19 protein-coding genes are annotated in these 17,757 nt (G+C 52.0%); 13 read left to right on the forward strand and 6 right to left on the reverse strand.

Annotated features, from left to right (window positions below):
* Positions 1-86 precede the first annotated feature (86 nt).
* The gene (locus tag ccrud_RS00715) at positions 87-1,748 is read left to right on the forward strand and encodes a DUF885 domain-containing protein (RefSeq protein ID WP_066563478.1); all 1,662 of its coding nucleotides are present in this window, start codon (positions 87-89) and stop codon (positions 1,746-1,748) included.
* Here ccrud_RS00715 and ccrud_RS00720 read toward each other — a convergent pair.
* Both ccrud_RS00720 and ccrud_RS00725 read right to left on the reverse strand, forming a co-directional pair.
* Entirely contained in the window at positions 1,745-2,884 is a 1,140-nt protein-coding gene (locus ccrud_RS00720) for an AbrB family transcriptional regulator (RefSeq protein WP_066563481.1), read from the reverse strand. The two genes, ccrud_RS00715 and ccrud_RS00720, sit on opposite strands and share 4 nt — an antisense overlap.
* Before the next feature lie 31 nt (positions 2,885-2,915).
* The gene (locus tag ccrud_RS00725; RefSeq protein WP_066563486.1) at positions 2,916-3,392 is read right to left on the reverse strand and encodes a hypothetical protein; all 477 of its coding nucleotides are present in this window, start codon (positions 3,390-3,392) and stop codon (positions 2,916-2,918) included.
* A gap of 137 nt (positions 3,393-3,529) precedes the next feature.
* On the opposite strand from ccrud_RS00725, the gene ccrud_RS00730 reads away from it, so the two are divergent.
* Complete coding sequence (locus tag ccrud_RS00730; RefSeq protein ID WP_066563489.1) at positions 3,530-4,312, forward strand: TSUP family transporter; 783 nt, start codon at positions 3,530-3,532, stop codon at positions 4,310-4,312.
* Between the two features lie 56 nt (positions 4,313-4,368).
* The gene (locus ccrud_RS00735; protein WP_066569311.1) at positions 4,369-4,752 is read left to right on the forward strand and encodes a hypothetical protein; all 384 of its coding nucleotides are present in this window, start codon (positions 4,369-4,371) and stop codon (positions 4,750-4,752) included.
* Between the two features lie 345 nt (positions 4,753-5,097).
* On the opposite strand, the gene ccrud_RS00740 is transcribed toward ccrud_RS00735, so the two are convergent.
* On the reverse strand, positions 5,098-7,488 hold the full coding sequence (locus ccrud_RS00740; protein ID WP_066563492.1) for an ATP-dependent RNA helicase: 2,391 nt from the start codon (positions 7,486-7,488) through the stop codon (positions 5,098-5,100).
* Positions 7,489-7,729: 241 nt separating this feature from the next.
* On the opposite strand from ccrud_RS00740, the gene ccrud_RS00745 reads away from it, so the two are divergent.
* Positions 7,730-8,023, forward strand: coding sequence for a hypothetical protein (locus ccrud_RS00745; RefSeq protein WP_157775997.1), 294 nt, complete (start codon positions 7,730-7,732; stop codon positions 8,021-8,023).
* Here ccrud_RS00745 and ccrud_RS00750 read toward each other — a convergent pair.
* Complete coding sequence (locus ccrud_RS00750) at positions 8,015-8,662, reverse strand: sugar O-acetyltransferase (protein ID WP_066563497.1); 648 nt, start codon at positions 8,660-8,662, stop codon at positions 8,015-8,017. The genes ccrud_RS00745 and ccrud_RS00750 overlap by 9 nt on opposite strands.
* 25 nt (positions 8,663-8,687) lie before the next feature.
* Here ccrud_RS00750 and ccrud_RS00755 point away from each other — a divergent pair, with 25 nt between their 5' ends.
* From ccrud_RS00755 to ccrud_RS00785, 7 genes are all read left to right on the forward strand, one after another.
* Entirely contained in the window at positions 8,688-9,380 is a 693-nt protein-coding gene (locus tag ccrud_RS00755) for an alpha-ketoglutarate-dependent dioxygenase AlkB family protein (protein WP_074025551.1), read from the forward strand.
* A 55-nt stretch (positions 9,381-9,435) separates the two neighbouring features.
* The gene (locus tag ccrud_RS00760) at positions 9,436-9,948 is read left to right on the forward strand and encodes a DNA-3-methyladenine glycosylase I (protein ID WP_074025338.1); all 513 of its coding nucleotides are present in this window, start codon (positions 9,436-9,438) and stop codon (positions 9,946-9,948) included.
* 11 nt (positions 9,949-9,959) lie between these two features.
* Positions 9,960-10,640, forward strand: coding sequence for a LysE family translocator (locus tag ccrud_RS00765; protein WP_066563501.1), 681 nt, complete (start codon positions 9,960-9,962; stop codon positions 10,638-10,640).
* 34 nt (positions 10,641-10,674) lie between these two features.
* The gene (locus ccrud_RS00770; protein WP_066563504.1) at positions 10,675-10,968 is read left to right on the forward strand and encodes an RNA-binding S4 domain-containing protein; all 294 of its coding nucleotides are present in this window, start codon (positions 10,675-10,677) and stop codon (positions 10,966-10,968) included.
* A complete protein-coding gene (locus tag ccrud_RS00775; protein WP_066563506.1) occupies positions 10,968-11,822 on the forward strand; it encodes a VOC family protein in 855 nt (284 codons plus the stop codon). The genes ccrud_RS00770 and ccrud_RS00775 overlap by 1 nt, the downstream gene beginning before the upstream one ends.
* 11 nt (positions 11,823-11,833) lie before the next feature.
* Positions 11,834-12,178, forward strand: a complete 345-nt coding sequence (locus tag ccrud_RS00780) for an MGMT family protein (protein ID WP_066563508.1) — start codon at positions 11,834-11,836, stop codon at positions 12,176-12,178.
* A gap of 96 nt (positions 12,179-12,274) precedes the next feature.
* Positions 12,275-13,150, forward strand: coding sequence for a hypothetical protein (locus ccrud_RS00785; protein ID WP_066563510.1), 876 nt, complete (start codon positions 12,275-12,277; stop codon positions 13,148-13,150).
* Here ccrud_RS00785 and ccrud_RS00790 read toward each other — a convergent pair.
* Positions 13,147-14,055, reverse strand: coding sequence for an alpha/beta hydrolase (locus ccrud_RS00790; RefSeq protein ID WP_066563512.1), 909 nt, complete (start codon positions 14,053-14,055; stop codon positions 13,147-13,149). The genes ccrud_RS00785 and ccrud_RS00790 overlap by 4 nt on opposite strands.
* A 152-nt stretch (positions 14,056-14,207) precedes the next feature.
* Here ccrud_RS00790 and ccrud_RS00795 point away from each other — a divergent pair, with 152 nt between their 5' ends.
* Together ccrud_RS00795 and ccrud_RS00800 are read left to right on the forward strand one after the other, a co-directional pair.
* Positions 14,208-14,618: a RidA family protein gene (locus ccrud_RS00795; protein WP_245670313.1), complete on the forward strand. Its 411-nt coding sequence runs from the start codon at positions 14,208-14,210 to the stop codon at positions 14,616-14,618.
* A 110-nt stretch (positions 14,619-14,728) separates the two neighbouring features.
* The gene (locus ccrud_RS00800) at positions 14,729-15,352 is read left to right on the forward strand and encodes a CG0192 family protein (protein WP_066563515.1); all 624 of its coding nucleotides are present in this window, start codon (positions 14,729-14,731) and stop codon (positions 15,350-15,352) included.
* Between the two features lie 407 nt (positions 15,353-15,759).
* Here ccrud_RS00800 and ccrud_RS00805 read toward each other — a convergent pair whose 3' ends face one another.
* Complete coding sequence (locus tag ccrud_RS00805) at positions 15,760-17,688, reverse strand: M13 family metallopeptidase (protein ID WP_066563517.1); 1,929 nt, start codon at positions 17,686-17,688, stop codon at positions 15,760-15,762.
* Between the last annotated feature and the right edge of the window lie 69 nt (positions 17,689-17,757).

The following is a 17,757-nucleotide window of genomic DNA, read 5'->3' on the forward strand; positions in this document are numbered from 1 at the left end:
GATGACAGGGAAAGAAATATTTCGATACTGCAACATCCAGTGCGCCGGGTGGGATTAAGTCGAATCAATCGCTACGATAGCCACTTATGACTCTTCAGAGTTCTGATAAACGTTCTCCTTCACTATTAGACGCCTCCTCCGAGGTCTTTGTCCATGATTTGGCAGCTTTGTCGCCAACAGATGCCACCGCTTGGGGCATCTCTGGCTTCGAAGGTGAGCTGCAGGATTTCTCTCCTGACTATTGGAATGCCATCGCCGAACGCAACCGAGATATGGTTGCAGACGTTGACGCTTTTGACGACGGTACTGATGACAACGATGACGAGGAAGACTTCGATGATGTCGACCGCGTCACCGCAGATGTGCTCCGTGATCGGGTGTGCCTAGACCTGGCTCTCCACCACCAAGGTGAGACGCTGTCTAAGCTGAATAATATTGATTCCCCGGTACAAACCATCCGCGATACTTTCCTCATCATGCCCCGAGAGACCGCAGATGATGTGGATAATCTCCGCGAGCGGCTTTCGAGAGTGCCGGATGCTCTTCACGGCTACTGTGAATCACTTGCAGAAGCCGCTAGCCAAGGCCACGTTGCGGCGATCCGCCAGGTGGAAGAGGTAGTTTCGCAATGTGAGGATCTCGCCGATGAGGATTCCATTTTGCAGCACCTCGGCTTGGATGAACATGACCCAGTAGTTACAGAAGCTCAAGAAGCTTTTGCCCGCGTGGCAGGGTGGCTTGCGGAACAATTGGCACCGCATGCACCACACGAGGATGCCGTCGGACGCGATCGCTATGAAACATTCTCCCACTTGCATGTAGGTGAATTTGTCGATCTCGATGAGGCCTACCAATGGTCACTTGAGCAGCTCCGTGAGATTGATTCCCAGCAGCTGCAGGTGGCGGAAAAGCTCTATGGCGCTGGCACCACCGTCCGCGAAGCGATGAAGAAGCTCAATACCGATGAGCGCTATCTCATTCGAGGCACTGACGTTTTGCAGGAGTGGATGCAAAAGACCGCTGATCAGACCATTACTGATCTCAACGGCAGCTACTTTAAGATCCCAGAGCCAGCTCAAGAAATTGGTTGCCTCATTGATCCCGCTGGCACCGGTGGCATTTTCTACACCCCACCGAGCGATGATTTTTCCCGCCCTGGCCGCATGTGGTGGTCCGTGCCTAAAAGCCAGGAAGTTTTCCACACCTGGCAAGAGCTCACCACAGTTTTCCACGAAGGCGTACCGGGCCATCACCTGCAGATCTCCCAAACACTTGTGGAAGATGATCTCAACCTGTGGCGCCGTGTTGCGTGCTGGAACTCCGGCCACGGTGAAGGCTGGGCGCTGTATGCAGAATCCTTGATGAAGGAGCTCGGCTACCACGAAGATCCAGGCAACCTCATGGGATATTTGGATGCACAGCGACTCCGCGCCGCTCGAGTAGCCATTGATATTGGAATCCACCTGAACAAGAAGAACCCAGAGTGCACTGGCCTGTGGGATGTGTCCTATGCCAGGAGCTTCCTGCGGGAAAACACTTCCATGACAGAAGCGACGCTGGCCTTTGAGCTCAACCGCTACCTTGGTTGGCCAGGACAAGCAGCGTCCTATGCCATTGGACAGCGCCTCTGGCTAAATCTGCGTGATGAAGCAATCGCTGAAGGTCAAACCCTAGCTGAATTCCACAGCAAGGCGCTGTCTTATGGCAGCATCCCAATGGGCATTTTGCGAGATCAGGTGTTGAACTAGCGTTCCCTGCGCAAGATAAACTTCAGCAGCGCAGGGAGAAAACCGGCAATGGTCAAAATCGCGAGCAATCGAATGATTTGGATCGTGACCACCACCGGCCCCGCAGCACCTTCTGAAGACAGTGCGAGGACAGTTTCCAGCGCGCCGGGGCTGGTGGCTAGGTAGGCTTCAAAGAAGCTAATATCAAGCCACCAGGTGAGTAATCCTGCGGCTCCAGCGCACACAGCCAGCAGTGCGAAAATAAACAGGAACGTTGCGGGAAGCTGCTTGGAGAAGATCTTCAAGGACGCCATATTTAGCGCGCCGCCACACATCCAGCCGATCGCCATGAACGCGATGATCTTGAACGCGGTTGGGGGGTCCAGATTAAGATCTGCGGGCAATAGGAAACTTAATAGCACTGTGAACAGCAGCGGGCCGAGCACCGCCGGCGCTGGAAAGCGCAAGAGACGCCCCAAAGGTTCGCCGACAAGCACGATGCCGAAGAGCACAATGAGCGAAAATACGCTTATCGATGTCCCGAACTCTGCAAACCCAAACACATCGAGCCACCGCTCTGGTGGTGCACCCAAATCAGCTCCGCCAGGAACGAAAAAGTGCGTGACCAAAGGCAAAGTCATAGAGACAACGAGCAGCCTTAAATATTGAGTTAAAGCCACATATCGGAAATCAGCACCCAGTTCACGTGCCAGAATCGGCATCACAGAAGCACCACCTGCAAGCATGGAGAGCACACCAGTTTCCGGGAGGATTTCTGGGCGAGAGCGCGCCAGTAAAAGACCACCGATGATGCCCACTGCAATGGTGAAAAATGAAATCACGAGGCCGGGGATCAAATAGCGCAGTAGCTCTGACCCAGAAGAATTAATCAAAGGCAGCGCTGCTAAAACAGCGACGATGGAGCGGCCAAAAATATGCACACTTTTAGCCATCGGGAGATCTTGTCCAGTACTTAATGCGCACACACCAGCAACCAAAATGGCGGCGAGAATCCACGCGGCAGGCACACCCCACATGGTAAAAAGCCATCCCACGGCCAAAGATAGTGGCGCTACAAGACACCAACGTAATGCGATGGTCTTGCGGGATGGCTGTTCTGGAAGTTCTTCGTGGGGCTCTGGTTCTCTATCGCTCAACTGGCCACCACAACTCCTTGATCTACAACATTTAGGTAGCTTTCACTTTAGCAGTGGAATCTTTAAGGACTTCATAAGAGTCGGGTGTGATCAAGACTGGATTGGCATCACGGTTTGTGGAGAAGAAACGGACTTCATTTTCTCCTGGAACAACATAAAGCCTGTTGATTTTGGTGATTTCAGTGATTTTTTTCGGCATGATCATGGTGGTGATCAGTGGTTTTTTGCTGGCGTGCACCGAAAGCTCCCCAGTTGTCGATTGGGAAATCTCTAGTTTGGCAGCCTGCTCATGGGCACCGTCTTTAAGCTTCCAGGTCACCGGGAAAGTCGCAGCACAGGTGGCAACGATGTGCGTTGAGGCGGAGGGCTCGTCGAAAAGCACGCAGGTTAGTTGTTGTTGCTCGCCCATATCAATCGAATACAGGCCTGACCCTTGGGCGGCTGCAGCGGGTGAGCCGACCGCGAGGAGGACGAGAGCTGCGAGGGCAGCGAGTGTGCGGTTGCGCATAATAATCATCCTTAAAACTTAAGGAATAGATGGTAATCCCCATGCTAATCGCAGAAAATGAGACTTCGACAGGCATATACTTTTAAACATCAAAAATGATGCCGGACTGATGCCAGAACGTAATAGGAGATACCCACATGGGGTTAGAACTAGCGGCGAGTGGTTGGGGAATCCTTATTGCCGGCGCAGCGATTGCCGGATGGATTGATGCCGTAATCGGTGGCGGCGGATTAGTACTGATCCCCCTAATTTTGGCAGTCATGCCACAACTTGCCCCAGTAACAGCGCTGGCCTCGAATAAATTAGCTGCTGTAACTGGCACCGCTTCAGCCGCAGTTACACTCGTGCGCAGAGTGAAACCAGATAAAAAACTCCTCGCACTCTATATCCCCATCGCGGTGGTGTGCTCAGCTGCGGGAGCCTTGGCCGCAAGCCTGATTGATAAACAAGTTATGCGCCCCATGATCATCGTATTGATGCTGGTTGTGGGCGTGATTGTGGTGTTTAAACCAAATTTCGGCACTGGTGAAAGCAAAGCGTTACCCACCGGTTGGCGACGGTGGGTAACTTTTGCAGCAGTAGGACTTATCGCAGTCTATGACGGTATTTTTGGGCCCGGCACCGGCATGTTTTTGATCATGGCGTTCACGGCCTTGTTGTCGCAAAATTTTCTCGCCTCCGCCGCCATGGCAAAGGTCGTAAACACCTCCACCAACCTCGGTGCATTAATTGTATTCATCATCGGTGGGCATGTGTGGTGGACTTTAGGTTTGGTGTTGGCAGTGGCAAATGTCGTGGGTGCGCAACTGGGTGCCCGAACAGTACTTGGTGGTGGTACCAGGCTAATTAGGTACGCGTTGCTGACTTTGGTTGTCGTTATGAGCGTCTATCTCACGTGGCAACAAATCCAAGGATTATAGGAAACTCTAAGATTCTATCCTGGTTTGTGGCAGGGAAGGTTTCTAAGATGGGAATCATGACGAAGACAAAACTAGAAAGCATCTCCGAGCTCACCTCGGATGATCCGCTTAGTTACCCGGAATTGAATCTCGCACCCATTTCCACCACAGTTACAATTGTGGTCGCTGAAGAAACCCCATCGGAAAACTTCCCGGAATTACTCATGGGTGCAGCAGAATCTACCCGTCTTTTAGGACTAGATGAGCTTCATATCATTGCTCCAACGGTCCATCTTCCAGCTTTGGCTGTGGCAGCCGCTGAAATTGCGCACCATTTGCCAGAGAAATTCCAATTCTGCGAGGCGGAAACCTGCACGCATCTCCATCCAGATGATGATACCTATCTCACTGCGGAATCTGTTTCGCTGTTAGGTGCGAAAGGGAATCTGTTTCGCTGTTAGGTGCGAAAGTGAAATCTGCTTAAGTGAATTGATGCCTGGTTGTGGCTTGGTTGCTTGAATCATTGGCACCCTGGCCTCGTATGCAAATTTTCGTTCCATTTGGAGCGTAGCTTCGGATTTGGAACGAAAATTTGCATCTCTGATCTCGGGAAATGCAAGAATCTGTTCCATTTAGCGGGCAGCAGAGGTCTCTGGAACGGATCCTTGCACCGGAATCTCACAGGATTCACAATCGTCTCAATTACCCCAAAATAACCCTGCTCCAGAAGGCCATTTAAGTGCCTAACTCAGCTCCCCTGACACATGTGGACATTGGGAAAACTGAAGCCTTTAAACGGCCAGGAATTAACTGCGGTTTTTCGTCCGCGCAGTAGCTGGGGCAGTCCACGGATCTTCCGGCCACGGATGTTTCGGATAACGCCCACGCATTTCCGCACGCACCTGGTTATATGGGCCGGCCCAGAAACTACGCAGATCATCTGTGAGCGCTAAAGGCCTTCCCGCAGGTGAGAGTAAATGAAATTGCACTGGAATGCCACAAAAACGTGGGGATTCCTCCAGGCCAAAACACTCTTGCAGTTTTACTTTGACAACTGGCCGCCCAGAAGAATAATCCAAGCGATGTTGATGTCCACTCGGCACAATCAAATGAGCGGGCGCGAACTCATCGAAGTTGGATGCCGCAGGCCAAGGCAGCAGTCGTTGCAGCGCTGGGTACATATCAATGCTGTTTAAACGCGCACCGTGGCTTAGCGCATCAATTTCTTGCGCCAACCATAAGTGTGGATCTGCTGCATCGACGTCTGGCCAGGGCTGATTGCGGTGGTGGTGGACAAATCGCAAACGATCTCGGAGGAATGCTGCTTTATCGGAGAAATGAAAGAGGTCTAAACCGCCGTGGCTTAATGCTTCTGCGATGGCTTCTGCAGCTTCTGTTGGATTGGGCTTTGTAGGCGTGGAACTTAGTTCGATGGCGCCGGCTGCTTTTACGCGACGTGCTTGTACTTTTTCTTCGACAAAAAAGGCGCGCGTTTCTTCTGTAACTCCGATGAGCTCTAGGGCGTGTGCTTCAGAAATGCGGGCGGCTGCTCTGATAATTGCAGAATTGTGGGAACGATTGATTGCAGCAACGGCGAGCCACGGGGCATCTTTAAGATCAGTGTCGATTAATCGCGCACGCGTGCCGCTGGCTAAAAGGTATTCACCATTGTCTATTTTTTTGCCTATGAGCTGTGGAAATGCCGCGCCTACAATTTGGCCGGCCGTGGCGGGGACGGAAGATGGCGGTGCCAAACGGCGGAGGCGTGCCACCTCCTGCTTTGCAGGTTGTTGCTTTTCGACGTCTCCCTGCGGGGTACCAGACACCACCGCTAAGACCTTTGCCGCTTGTTCGCCAAAGCGGAGGAGGGAGGTGGCTAGTTGTGGGGCGAGGGGGAGCGTCGATAAGCGATGTCCTAGCGGCGTGATAGCGTCGCCCTCAAGCGCGCCGATGTGGTGCAGGATTTCGTGGGCAGCCTCCCAGGCTGCATGAGGAGGTTGGTCAAGCAGAGGTAAATCTGCTGGTTGTGTGCCCCATTTGGCCAGCCACAGGGCAGTTTGAGTGAGGTCTGCAGAGCTGATTTCTGGTGCTATAAAACGGGGGAAGTGGGAATAGTCATCCTCTGAATAACACCGAATTACCTGTCCGGGTCCCTCTCTTCCGGCGCGTCCGGCACGCTGTGTGGCGGAAGATTGTGCGCAACTGCTGGTGATAAGGCCTGTCATACCGCGGGCTGCATCACGTTTGGGGCTGCGTGTTAAACCGGAATCAACCACGATCCGCACGCCGGGTACCGTCAAGGAACTTTCGGATACTGGGGTGGAAACGATGATGCGTTGCTGCGCAGACGGGGTCAGTGCGAGATCTTGTTCTCCTGGGGTCAAGCGGCCGTGTAGTGGATAAACATTGTCGTGGCCTAGGCTTTTGAGCTTATTGACGACACGCTCAATTTCGCCGACACCAGGCACGAAAACCAGCGCGGAATGATCCGAACGAGTTACTGCAGCATGGGTTTGTTGGGCTATGTGGTCTAGGAATGCCCAGTCCACACCACGTGCACCGAGGCGGGGAGTGGGAGCTGGGGCATAGGAAATGTCTAGCGGGAAAATTGGTGCTTCAGCTGAAAAAATTTCAGCGTCCATTAAATCTGCGAATTTGTCCGAGTCCAAGGTTGCGGACATCGCGATCAAGGAAAAATCATCGCGTAATTGGCTAAGTTCCGTGAGCATGCCGAGTAATAGATCTGAATCCAGCTGCCGTTCGTGTACCTCATCAATTATTACGGCACCCACTCCGGGCAATTCTGGATCGTTGAGAAGCTGACGGATTAGTACGCCAGGAGTCATAAATTGCACGTGAGAGCCAGAAATGTGGTCTCCACGCACGCTAAATCCCACTTTGGTGCCTAGTGGGCTGCCATCGAGTACGGCGAGTCTGCGTGCGGCTGCACGGACGGCTACACGTCGGGGAGCAGTGACGATAATCTTTGGTTTTGCTGGGTGTTCAATGTCGGAGGCATGTATGACATTAGCTACAAATGGGGGTAAAAGTGTCGTTTTTCCGGTGCCGGGTGGGGCCTGGATGACAAAATTTCCGGGACCCGCTGAAAGGGCTTTGTGCAGGTCGGGCAGCATAATTTCTACGGGAAGACTTGTAGAAATTCGATCTATTAGAAATTTGCTTATTTTTGGATTCATTAAATACCTGTAAATTAAGAATCTGCTGAACTTACCACTTGTTCTACCGGTCTAAGTGTTAGGTAGAAGAATAGAAATTGATGTGAAGTACGGAGATATGGATTGAGGGTTTTTTAGTTCTTCTTGGTAAGTGCTTAAGTGTACTGGCCTCTTTAACTGCTTAGTTCCAATTTATGTTCGCACCGGTAGGTAGAAATAGGTTATATATCACCATGGATTGAAAGTATGGAAGTCGTAGCAAGTGATGCTTAAGAATTATAGTGCTAGAAAAACTGCACTAAAGCCTAAGTTCAGGTGGAGAGTTTCTGTACTGATTTCCTTTTTTTGCATCATCGCGGCACTTATATTTTTATTGCTTGCTCACCTTTTCGTTCTGCCTTATGGTGTGTTCAGCATTGCCTGCCCGTTAGTTATTGGATTAATTGGTGCGATTGCGGGAATTTTTGCGCATAATCCAGCGCTGACCGGCATTAATTTAGGGCTTGGATTTTTTCTCATGCCAATTGATACCATTCTTTTTGGTAATTTATTTTAGCTCCTCAGGCAGCACCCCAAAGGCGTCTACGGGTGCATTCTCTGGTAGTTGAGTGCGCTCTGCATAGGCATCGTCGCGCTTTCTGATCACTCGTGCTGGGTTTCCCACAGCGATGGAATCATCGGGAATATCTTTAGTTACCACTGCTCCGGCACCAATCACACAGCGATCGCCAATGCGCACTCCACCTACGACCGTGACATTTCCACCGAGCCAGGTATCTTCGCCGATCATGATGGGTGAGCCATTTTCCCAGCCACCAGAGCGCATCTGCCAATCATCCACGGGATGGCTTGCGGTCAACAGCTGGCAATTAGGACCCAGCATGCTGCGTGCTCCGATACGGACTGGCGCAATATCTAAAATAGTGAGTCCAAAATTAATAAACACATGTTCACCGATGGTGGTGTTGAAGCCGTATTCAATAATCGCAGGTGCTTTGATGGTGCAGTTTCCGCTGTGTGGATTCAGTATTGTCGCCAGAATTTCTGCGCTGCGCTCCGGATGAGTGGGCCCAATTTGGTTGTACTCATGAAAAAGCAGCGCTGCTTTCTGCGCTAACTCTTCTCGTTTTCCACCTGTGGCCAGGTACCATTCCCCGCTGGTCATTCTTTCGATAGATTCAAAGTCATCATTCATGGCCCCCATTGTGCAGGAGAGTTACGTGCCTACGCTTTTCGACGATCCCCTCCACCAACTTCCCAGACCACCCCGCAGGGTAGCAGCTGGCGTGGTGCACCTGCCCAACTTCCTTGGGCTGGGCGAACAAGAAGCCCTAGTCTCCCAATCACGGGAGATAGCGCGCTCCGTTGCTGGTACTCCGCTGGCTATGGTGCGTCCCATGGTTGCTAGCGGCCAAATGAGTGTGCACATGCTGAGCTTGGGTAAACACTGGTTGTCTCGTCCTTATCGTTATGTCGATGCGGTTGACGGACTGCCCGTGCCGCCAGTGCCAGATACGTTTCTTGATTTGGCCACACGCGCCTTGGCAGCTGCTGGTGAGCTCAGCACCTCTGTGGGCTCCTGGGCGCAGACATATCGTGCAGAAGCTGCTTTGGTGAACTATTACGCACCTGATTCTTCGATGGGCATGCACCAAGATGCCAATGAGGAATCAGAAGCACCCGTGATCTCCTTATCTATCGGAGACACAGGGATTTTTCGGCTGGGAAATACAGAAAACCGCAACAAACCTTGGGTGGATATCCCTTTATTAAGCGGCGATCTCATTGTTTTCGGGGGACCGAACCGTCGCGCTTTCCACGGTGTGCCAGCTGTGGAATCTGATACCGCACCGCTTGGCTGTGGGCTTAAAGAAGGAAGAATCAACATCACGATCCGCCAACTCACGCTTTAGGCTGCGGGGGTAATATAGCCCCGTCGTGTCGCATCCATATTTTAGGGTGCTCACCATGATAAAGAATAAAGAAAATCCGAATGAATTAGTCGTTTGTGCAGATAGAAAATCCCGACCACGCTGGGCTTCTCGAAGTGGGCTGTGTTGGACCTACTTTGATCATGAATGGGGCAGGCCTCCCGTTGATCTCAAGTCACTTTTTGAAGTCCTCACGCTCGTGGTTTTCCAAGTGGGGCTCACCTGGCATGCGGTCTTAGCTAAGCGCGAGGGGCTTAAGAAAGCTTTTTCTGATTTTGATGTGCACGCTGTTGCCACATTTACTGAAGCTGATGTGCAGCGTTTGCTTCAGGATCCGCAGATTTTTAGAAACCGCAGAAAAATAGAAGCAACCATGAAGAATGCTCAAGTCTTAGTGAGTCTCGGAGATAGTCAGGAGCACTTTATTTCCCTTGTCGAGGAGGACATAACAGTAAAAGAGCTAAAACAGTTGGGTTTTAGCCATATCGGCCCCACCTCCTTGAGCATTATTCGCCAGGCCACTGGGTTGTGTGCACAAAAGCCTGCTTAAGATAGAAACCAATGACAACAGCACAATTCTTAGCGCTCTTTTTAGTCTGGATGGCAGCTATTGCATCGCCTGGACCAGACCTCTTTCAGATCATCAGATTAGGTGCCAAGAATCGCCGTGATGGCATTTTGACTGCCGCAGGCATCATGGTGGGCAATTCCATCTGGATTATTGCCAGCCTCCTGGGTCTTTCTGCACTGATAGCTACCTACCCAGCCATTTTGAATATCTTGCAACTTGTTGGTGGTGGTTACCTCGCCTGGATGGGTATCGGTGCGGTGCGTTCATGGTGGGCACAACGTTCCACACAACAATCAGCTGCGGATTCCACCGCAGTGGAAAAAGTTTTGGATACGTCCACGAGTACGTCCATTGGTGCGTGGCCTGCGCTTCGTTCCGGTATCGCCACCAATTTGTCGAATCCCAAGGCCGTGTTGTTCTTTGGTTCTGTGTTCGCGCAATTCATCCGACCAGATATGGGACTGGGGTGGAGCGTATTTATCGGGGTGTTTCTCATCGCCACGGGGCTTGTGTGGTTTATTGGCTTTGCCGTCCTAGTGCGCAAACTAGCTGCAGCTATTACGCGTAATGGAGCAATCATTGATCTGATAACGGGGGTGATCTTCATCGGTTTGGGAATGTTCATGATCTTTGAAGGGGTTGTAGGAATCGGCAGCAGGGTAGTGGGTTAGCCCTGCTTCGCAGACGTCACTAGACTTAGGCACCATGCAACCTGAAGAAGTGCACATCAAGGATGAGACCATCAAACTAGGTCAGTTCATCAAATTGGCCAATCTTGTCGAATCGGGCGGAGAAGCCAAAGATGCCATCACCAATGGTGATGTCACCGTCAATGGCGAAGTGGATATCCGCAGGGGTAAAACACTTCGCAATGGCGATGTGGTGTGCATTGGAGATGATTGCGCACAGGCGACTACTGGTGCTGTGTCTGATGACGATTATTTTGACGAAGCCACCGCAAATGATGACTTCGATCCCGAAAAGTGGAGGAACATGTAATGCCAGCCTTTGAGGCAATGCCAGGAATGCCGTACTGGATCGACCTGTCCACCTCGGACATTGCAAAATCCGCGCATTTTTATGAAAATGTTCTCGGCTGGGAAATCGAGGAAGTCAACGACGGCTACCGCATGGCGCGCCTACAGGGACTCCCAATCGCTGGCCTTATTGACCAGCGCGGTGAATCCAGCATTCCTGACACCTGGATTACGTACTTCTTGTCATTCGATCTGGATGAGACCGCAAAGAAAATCGTCGAACTCGGTGGACGCGTGTTGGCAGAACCAACAGATGTGCACCTAGGACGCATGACTCTAGCAGTGGATACTGCAGGCGCACTGTTTGGTGTTATTGAACCAGGCAGTGAAGAATCTTTCGTTGCTGCTGGCGAGCCTGGCACCTCTGTCTGGCATGAGCTCACCACGGTGACTAAATACGCTGAGGCAATCGACTTCTACGGAGAGCTTTTCACCTGGACCACTTCTGAGATGGCTAGTGAAGAAGGCGAAGGCTTCCACTACACCACAGCGTTGGTTGATGGTTCTGCCTTTGCAGGCATCTTTGATGCCAAGGGCCATTTCCCACCACAGGTGCCAAGCTTCTGGCAGTCCTACCTGGGCGTTTTGAATGCTGATGAAGCAGTGGCGAAGGCAAAGGAATTCGGCGGCGAGGTTATTCGTGAGCCATGGGATTCCGAATTCGGCCGCATGGCATTGATCGCAGATACCACCGGTGCCACGATCACGTTGTGTGAGATTGAAGAATACGTTGAAGAAGCTGCAGAAGGCGATGATCTCTTCGATATTGATCTCAGCGCTTTCGAAGATCAGTTCCGCAACCAAAACGGACAGTAAAAACAGACACCATGGAGGATCTAGAATTTGATGATCTCACCTCCATGGTGCTTGATTGCGCCGATCTCATCCCACCTGGAAAAGTAGCGACCTACGGGGATATCGCACACATCGTGGGTACTGGCCCGCGGCAGGTTGGTCGCATCATGGCCACTGCTGGCCAATTCACATGTTGGTGGCGGGTGGTGCGCTCTGATGGTGGTTCTCAAGTCGCTGAGAAAGCATGCCTGAAATGGGCCGTGGAAGATATTGCCTTTTCCCAGGTCAGTGAAGCAAAAGTGAAGATGAAACAGCACCGCTTAACTGAGTGTGAATTGGCAGCACTCGCCGTTGAGCTGGCACAAGCGCAGCCGTAGCCATCATTGGTACTTTCTAAATGTTTCCTTAAAGTATCGTCATTCCACTGCTTTTGAGTATAAGTTTTTACCTACCACGCAGTAACGTCATGTCACATGAAAAATCCCCGTCTGCTGGCAATCCTCAGCGCGATGGTGGCAGTTACTGGACTTGCAACACCGGTGGCTTTTGCCGCTGAGCTGTCTGACAATGTTCCTGATCGAACCCAGATCGCCATCATCAACCCCGATGGCAGTGTGCAAGAATCCGATAATGCAGAAGAATCCCGTCTCGCGCTCTCTTTGGCCAAACTTTATTTAGGCTATTTTGTGCTGGGTAATGGCACACCAGAAGATGCTGAATTAGTGCCCGATATGATCCGCTATTCCGATGATTTCACGGCAGACTATTTGGAAAGTCAATATCCAGAAGCCATCCCAGAAGTCATTGAGGCTTTTGATTTAGAAGACACTGAATGGGCTGGCTTTTGGGGAAATGCCACAACCAGTGCGGTTGATATCGCCACATTTGTGTCCGAGATTATCGAGGATCCCATCGCACAACCTTTGTTAGAAGCGATGTCTGAACCGGCCGAATATGCTTCCGATGGCTATGCCCAAAACTTTGGCACCTTCACATTATCGGATGTCTCTGGCACCAAATTTGGCTGGTCAGATGATTTGGATGTGCATTCTTCTGTGAGCTTTGGCCCAGGTTTCGTGATCGCCGCCAACACCATGGGCGATGCAGAGACCCATACCCAAGATGTGCAGGAATCTGTGTCCTCGCTCTACCCGGAGGAAGTTACCGCAGCCATTGAAGAGCAAGTAACCTATCTCGTGGAATCGCAGGCGACTGTTCCGCATCTGGGCATGCATACCGGTGCGGAGCTAAAAGAGCAGCTTAAAGGCACAAGATATGGAAATTCCCTGAACCTTTTGCCTAACTCAGCACCAGTACCAGCTTTTTTGTACAACCTGTTGGCACGCTAGCCCACAGTTTTGAGGAATTCCGCCACATCGGTAATTTTTTCGCGCGCCACCTTCGGCGTGGAAATGCGGTGGCGTGAGACGTATTCCTTCACTGACGCAGCGCCGAGATCTGCAGGTCGCGCCGCAATTTCATCCTGCGCAGCAATCTGCACAAACGTAGTGGGCCACGCGGATGCTGCCGGCACCTCAGAGTCACCACGGATTTCGGCAGGAAGCTTTTCGACGCCGCCCAGGTCCGGGAACGTGAGGATCAAAGCGTCGAAAAGCGGTGCATTAATCGCGGCTAACGCCGCGCCCGAGGAATAACCCCAACCCGTGATCGATGTCGGATTATGGTGGCGAGCATAGCCGACCGCCTTAGCTACCACCTCATTCATATCGTGGAGATTATGGCCCGGAGCCAGCGGATAATCCAGGTCAAGGATGGTTGTGCCCGATAACTCCGCGGCGGCGGCCACCTCTGGACGCCACTGGAACTCTAACGCATCGCCGGAACCGCGCCACCAACCACCGCTGTGGAACGACACCGCCCAACGACCACTCGGATTCGACGGATGGAAAATCGCGCCGCCGACCTCTGGAACATTGTCCACACTGACATCGCCAATAAACGCCACACCAGGCATCGAATGGTCAAGACCAGAACCCAACATGATCATCGCAGTATGAGTGGTGCGATCCGGAAGATGCGCAATATAGCGATCCGCTGGATCAGCATCACCGGTGCCACCTGCCCAAGGAGGAGTGAAATCTGGAACAGGGTAGTGCGCATCAAAATATGATCCGAGCTGCTCCAACTGCTCTTCTTCGGAAAGCTGACGATCCTGACCGCCAACTTCAAACTCTTCGCGGAAACGTGCTTCGCGCTCTTGTTCAGTTTCTTGTGGGGTGTTATTTTCAGCCATGGGCACCACCTTAGTGCGTGTGATTACGTAGCTGGTTTGAAAGTGAAAATGTCAACAGTTTTCTGCTGCCAACAAAGAACCCTCGGGAAAGCCCCAAACATGATAGAAACTTGGGGAAGAGCCAACCAACCTGCAAAAAGGATATCCACACCATGATTTCTTCCATCATGCCTGCACAACTTCCAGCCGGACCTGCCGCGCGCACCGTTTATTCCTATGGTGTTCGTGCTGGTGATCAGCTACATATTTCCGGAATGGTAGCTTTCGATGCGGACGCCAACATTATCGGCGAAGGTGATATTGAGGCTCAAACGGAGCAGGTCTTCCGTAACCTCAAAGCTGTTGTTGAAGAAGCCGGCGGCACCATGAATAACATTGTTTCCACCACCACTTATCTTGCGGATGTCGCGGATGCTCCAATCGTAAACGCTGCCCGCGCCCGCTACTTCACTGGAGATATCCTGCCCACCCACACCGTTATTGGAGTTGCTGCCCTGGCACGCCCACAGTTTCTTGTAGAGATCTCCGCGGTGGCGTACTTAGGTGATCTTCCAAAAGATTAGATGCATGTTTCTTTGCGTATGTGACCCAGGTAGGGGCAATATCGCCATGTTTCCTCCTTCATAGTGCGTACTCTGGTGAGCAACTAAATACGTTTGAGGAGAAGGCTCTTATGAGTGGCACTGCCATCATGTACGACACCACAGTTGTTCCATCGAAAAAAGAAATTGCACAGAAATGGATGGATTTCGTCGACCTTCAGGGAAGCTACCGCCTGGTAGATACTGTAGATGGGGAAGTCGGCGTTGAGGTACTGATCTCTAAGGATCGAAGTGGTCGGCTGCTGCAGATTCCGTTTAGCTACCGCTCAGAAGAAAACAACCCAGCACATACTTTGGCTACTTTAGAGCATGGTGTTCTTGGCACCCGTTGGGTTGCTAATGCACTAGGAGATCCAGTTGCGGTGCGTGAGTTCATTCGCACCATTTTGACTGGTGATGATGGTGCTTCTCGTGATGATGGCGTGGCAGGTTTCCTCGACATTAAGGGCTCTGGTGATGCTGAGTCCATTGATCTTCAAGGTGTACAACTTAGCGAAGTAACCAGGCAGCGTGCTGTCGGAACTGTTGTGGTCGACGGCGAGCGGAAGCAATTTATCTTGCGATTGCCACAGTTGCTGAAGAGCTATAAAAAAACTGCAGCAGGGCATGTGGCTACAAAACTTCGCATCGTGGCACCTCATCCTGAAAAAGAAGGTACTGAACTTTTGATCGCAGAGTTCAATTGGCTGGAGTAGCCTTTTAAATTTTTACCCTCATACCGTGTGGCGTGAGGGTTTTCTTATGCGGGGATCTTCGTGGGCGTTTAAGGCCTCCGAGTTTTTAGAATGAGTGTTTGCCTAGGAGTAGGTTCCAGGGGCGCTTAAAAGCGATTCTGTGAGGCCACTTTTCCAGAGCTTTGGAGGCAATTTTTTAGCTGCACCAGACCAGGTGACCAAAAGTGACATTGGGTCAGCACATTTTGGTCACCTGGTCTGGTTTAAAAATTTCACATCAGACTGGGCGACCAAAACTAGAGAGAACCCTGGAAGTTTTGGTCGCCTGGTCTGGTTTTTTGACAGCCGACCACATATCGGATGAAAACCCCAACACAAAAGCCCTCACACCGAGAAGCATGAGGGCCCTTTTTCGCTATCTAAAAGAATTACCAGATGGCGAGGCGTTCTTCCGGTTTGATATATACCGGTGCATCTTCGGGAACATCGAAGGCTTCGTAGAATTCAGCGACGTTTCCGGCAATGACGTTGCAGCGGAACTCTGCAGGGGAGTGTGGATCAATGGCGAGGTATTGAACGGCCATTTGTGGGCGGATGGTGGTGCGCCAGACGCGGGCCCAGGAGAGGAAGAGGCGCTGGAGGCCGTTGAATTCCTGTCCGGCGAGGCCTTCTTCTGCACCTTCTGCCTCGAAAGTTTGGGATGGGGAGGTGGCGAAGGTTTGGCCGCGGTCTGCGAGGTATTTTTCATAGGCAACTACCGCGATGCCTAGTCCACCGAGGTCACCGATGTTTTCGCCGAGGGTAAATTCACCGTTCACGCCGTTGGTTTCGATGCCTTCAGCGGTCAAAACTGCTGGGACGAGTCCGCTGAATTGGGTGACGAGGCGTGAGGTGAGTTGCTCGAATGCGGAGCGGTCTTCATCGGTCCACCAGGAGTTGAGGTTGCCGTCGCCGTCGTATTGGCTGCCTTGGTCGTCGAAGCCGTGTCCGATTTCGTGGCCGATCACAGCGCCGATGGCACCGAAGTTTTCTGCTGCTTCTGTTTCGGGGGAGAAAAATGGTGCGCGCAGGATGGCAGCGGGGAAGGTGATGTCATTGACTACGGGGTTGTAGAAGGCATTGACCGTTTGTGGGGTGGTGACCCATTCGTCGCGGTCGGCTGGTTTGCCGATTTTGCCCAGTTCATAGTCGTGGAGGAATGCGGAGCCTCGGCGGGTGTTTTCTACCAGGTCAGCACTAAATTCGAGACCTTCGTAGGAGCGCCACTTTTCTGGGTAGCCGATCTTTGCATTGAATTTGCTCAGCTTTTCTAGGGCACGTTCGCGGGTTTCGGGGGTCATCCATGCGAGATTGGAGATGCGATCGCGGTAGGCGGCCACCAGGTAATCGACGAGTTCCAGCATGTGCTCCTTGGAGCTTGCAGGGAAATGCTTTTCGACGAACCGTTGCCCGATTTCCTCACCCACCATGCGTTCTGCCAGGCCGACAGCACGCTTCCAGCGGTCTTTTTGTTCGGTGGCGCCGGATAGTTTGGTGCCATAGAAATCGAAGTTTGCTTGGCTAATATCCTCGGTCAGCAGTCCTGCGCGGGACCTTAGGATGTGCCACGTTGCCCAGAGCTGCCAGTCCGGGAGGCGGTCGTCGACAAGCAAGCCGTTGAGGTGGTCGATGTAGGACGGCATCATCGAGACAAGGCGCTGGTCAGGCAGGCCGGCGGAGCTCATCATGGTGCGGATTTTTGGTGGCAGTGCGGACAGCTCAGAAGGGTTATAAGTAGCTACGGCATCACGAGTTTTTACAACGTTCCAGTGGCCAGCAGCGATTTCGGTTTCTAGAGCAACGATGCGTGCTGCAGCAGTTGCGGCATCGAGACCGAGGAGGCGGCTGTTATCGAGGAAGCCAAGCATGCGCTCAACGTGCTCTTTGTATGCTACGAGGGTGTCCGCGTGGGTATCTTCGCGGTAATAAGCCTCATCAGGCAGTCCGAGACCAGACTGGATGAGATAAGGAACGGAATCGTTGGAGGAGGAATCCTTTTCCACCCAGAATCCTACGGGTGCGCCAACGCCTTCGCGGTCGAGTTCACCCAGTGCTGCAGCGAATAGGGAGGAGTTGGCAACAGAAAGCCTGTCTAGATCTGCATCAAGTGGTGCAACACCAGCAGCATTGATGGTGTCAGTATCCATAAAAGAGGCATAAAGAGTGCCTGCGCGCCCGGTATCTTCTTGGACGATGGTGTGGACATCTTCTTCAGCATCATCGCGGAGCTTATGGAAAGTACCATCTACTGCGCGATCATCGGGGATGATGTGGGTGTCAAGCCACGGACCATTGACAAAGCGATAAAGATCTTTCATGTGGCCTACTCTAGGGGATTTAGTGCCACGGGGGTTGTGTCAGGTGCCACAAGTGGTTGAGCTTTGAAG

This window comes from Corynebacterium crudilactis (assembly GCF_001643015.1).
Lineage (GTDB): Bacteria > Actinomycetota > Actinomycetes > Mycobacteriales > Mycobacteriaceae > Corynebacterium > Corynebacterium crudilactis.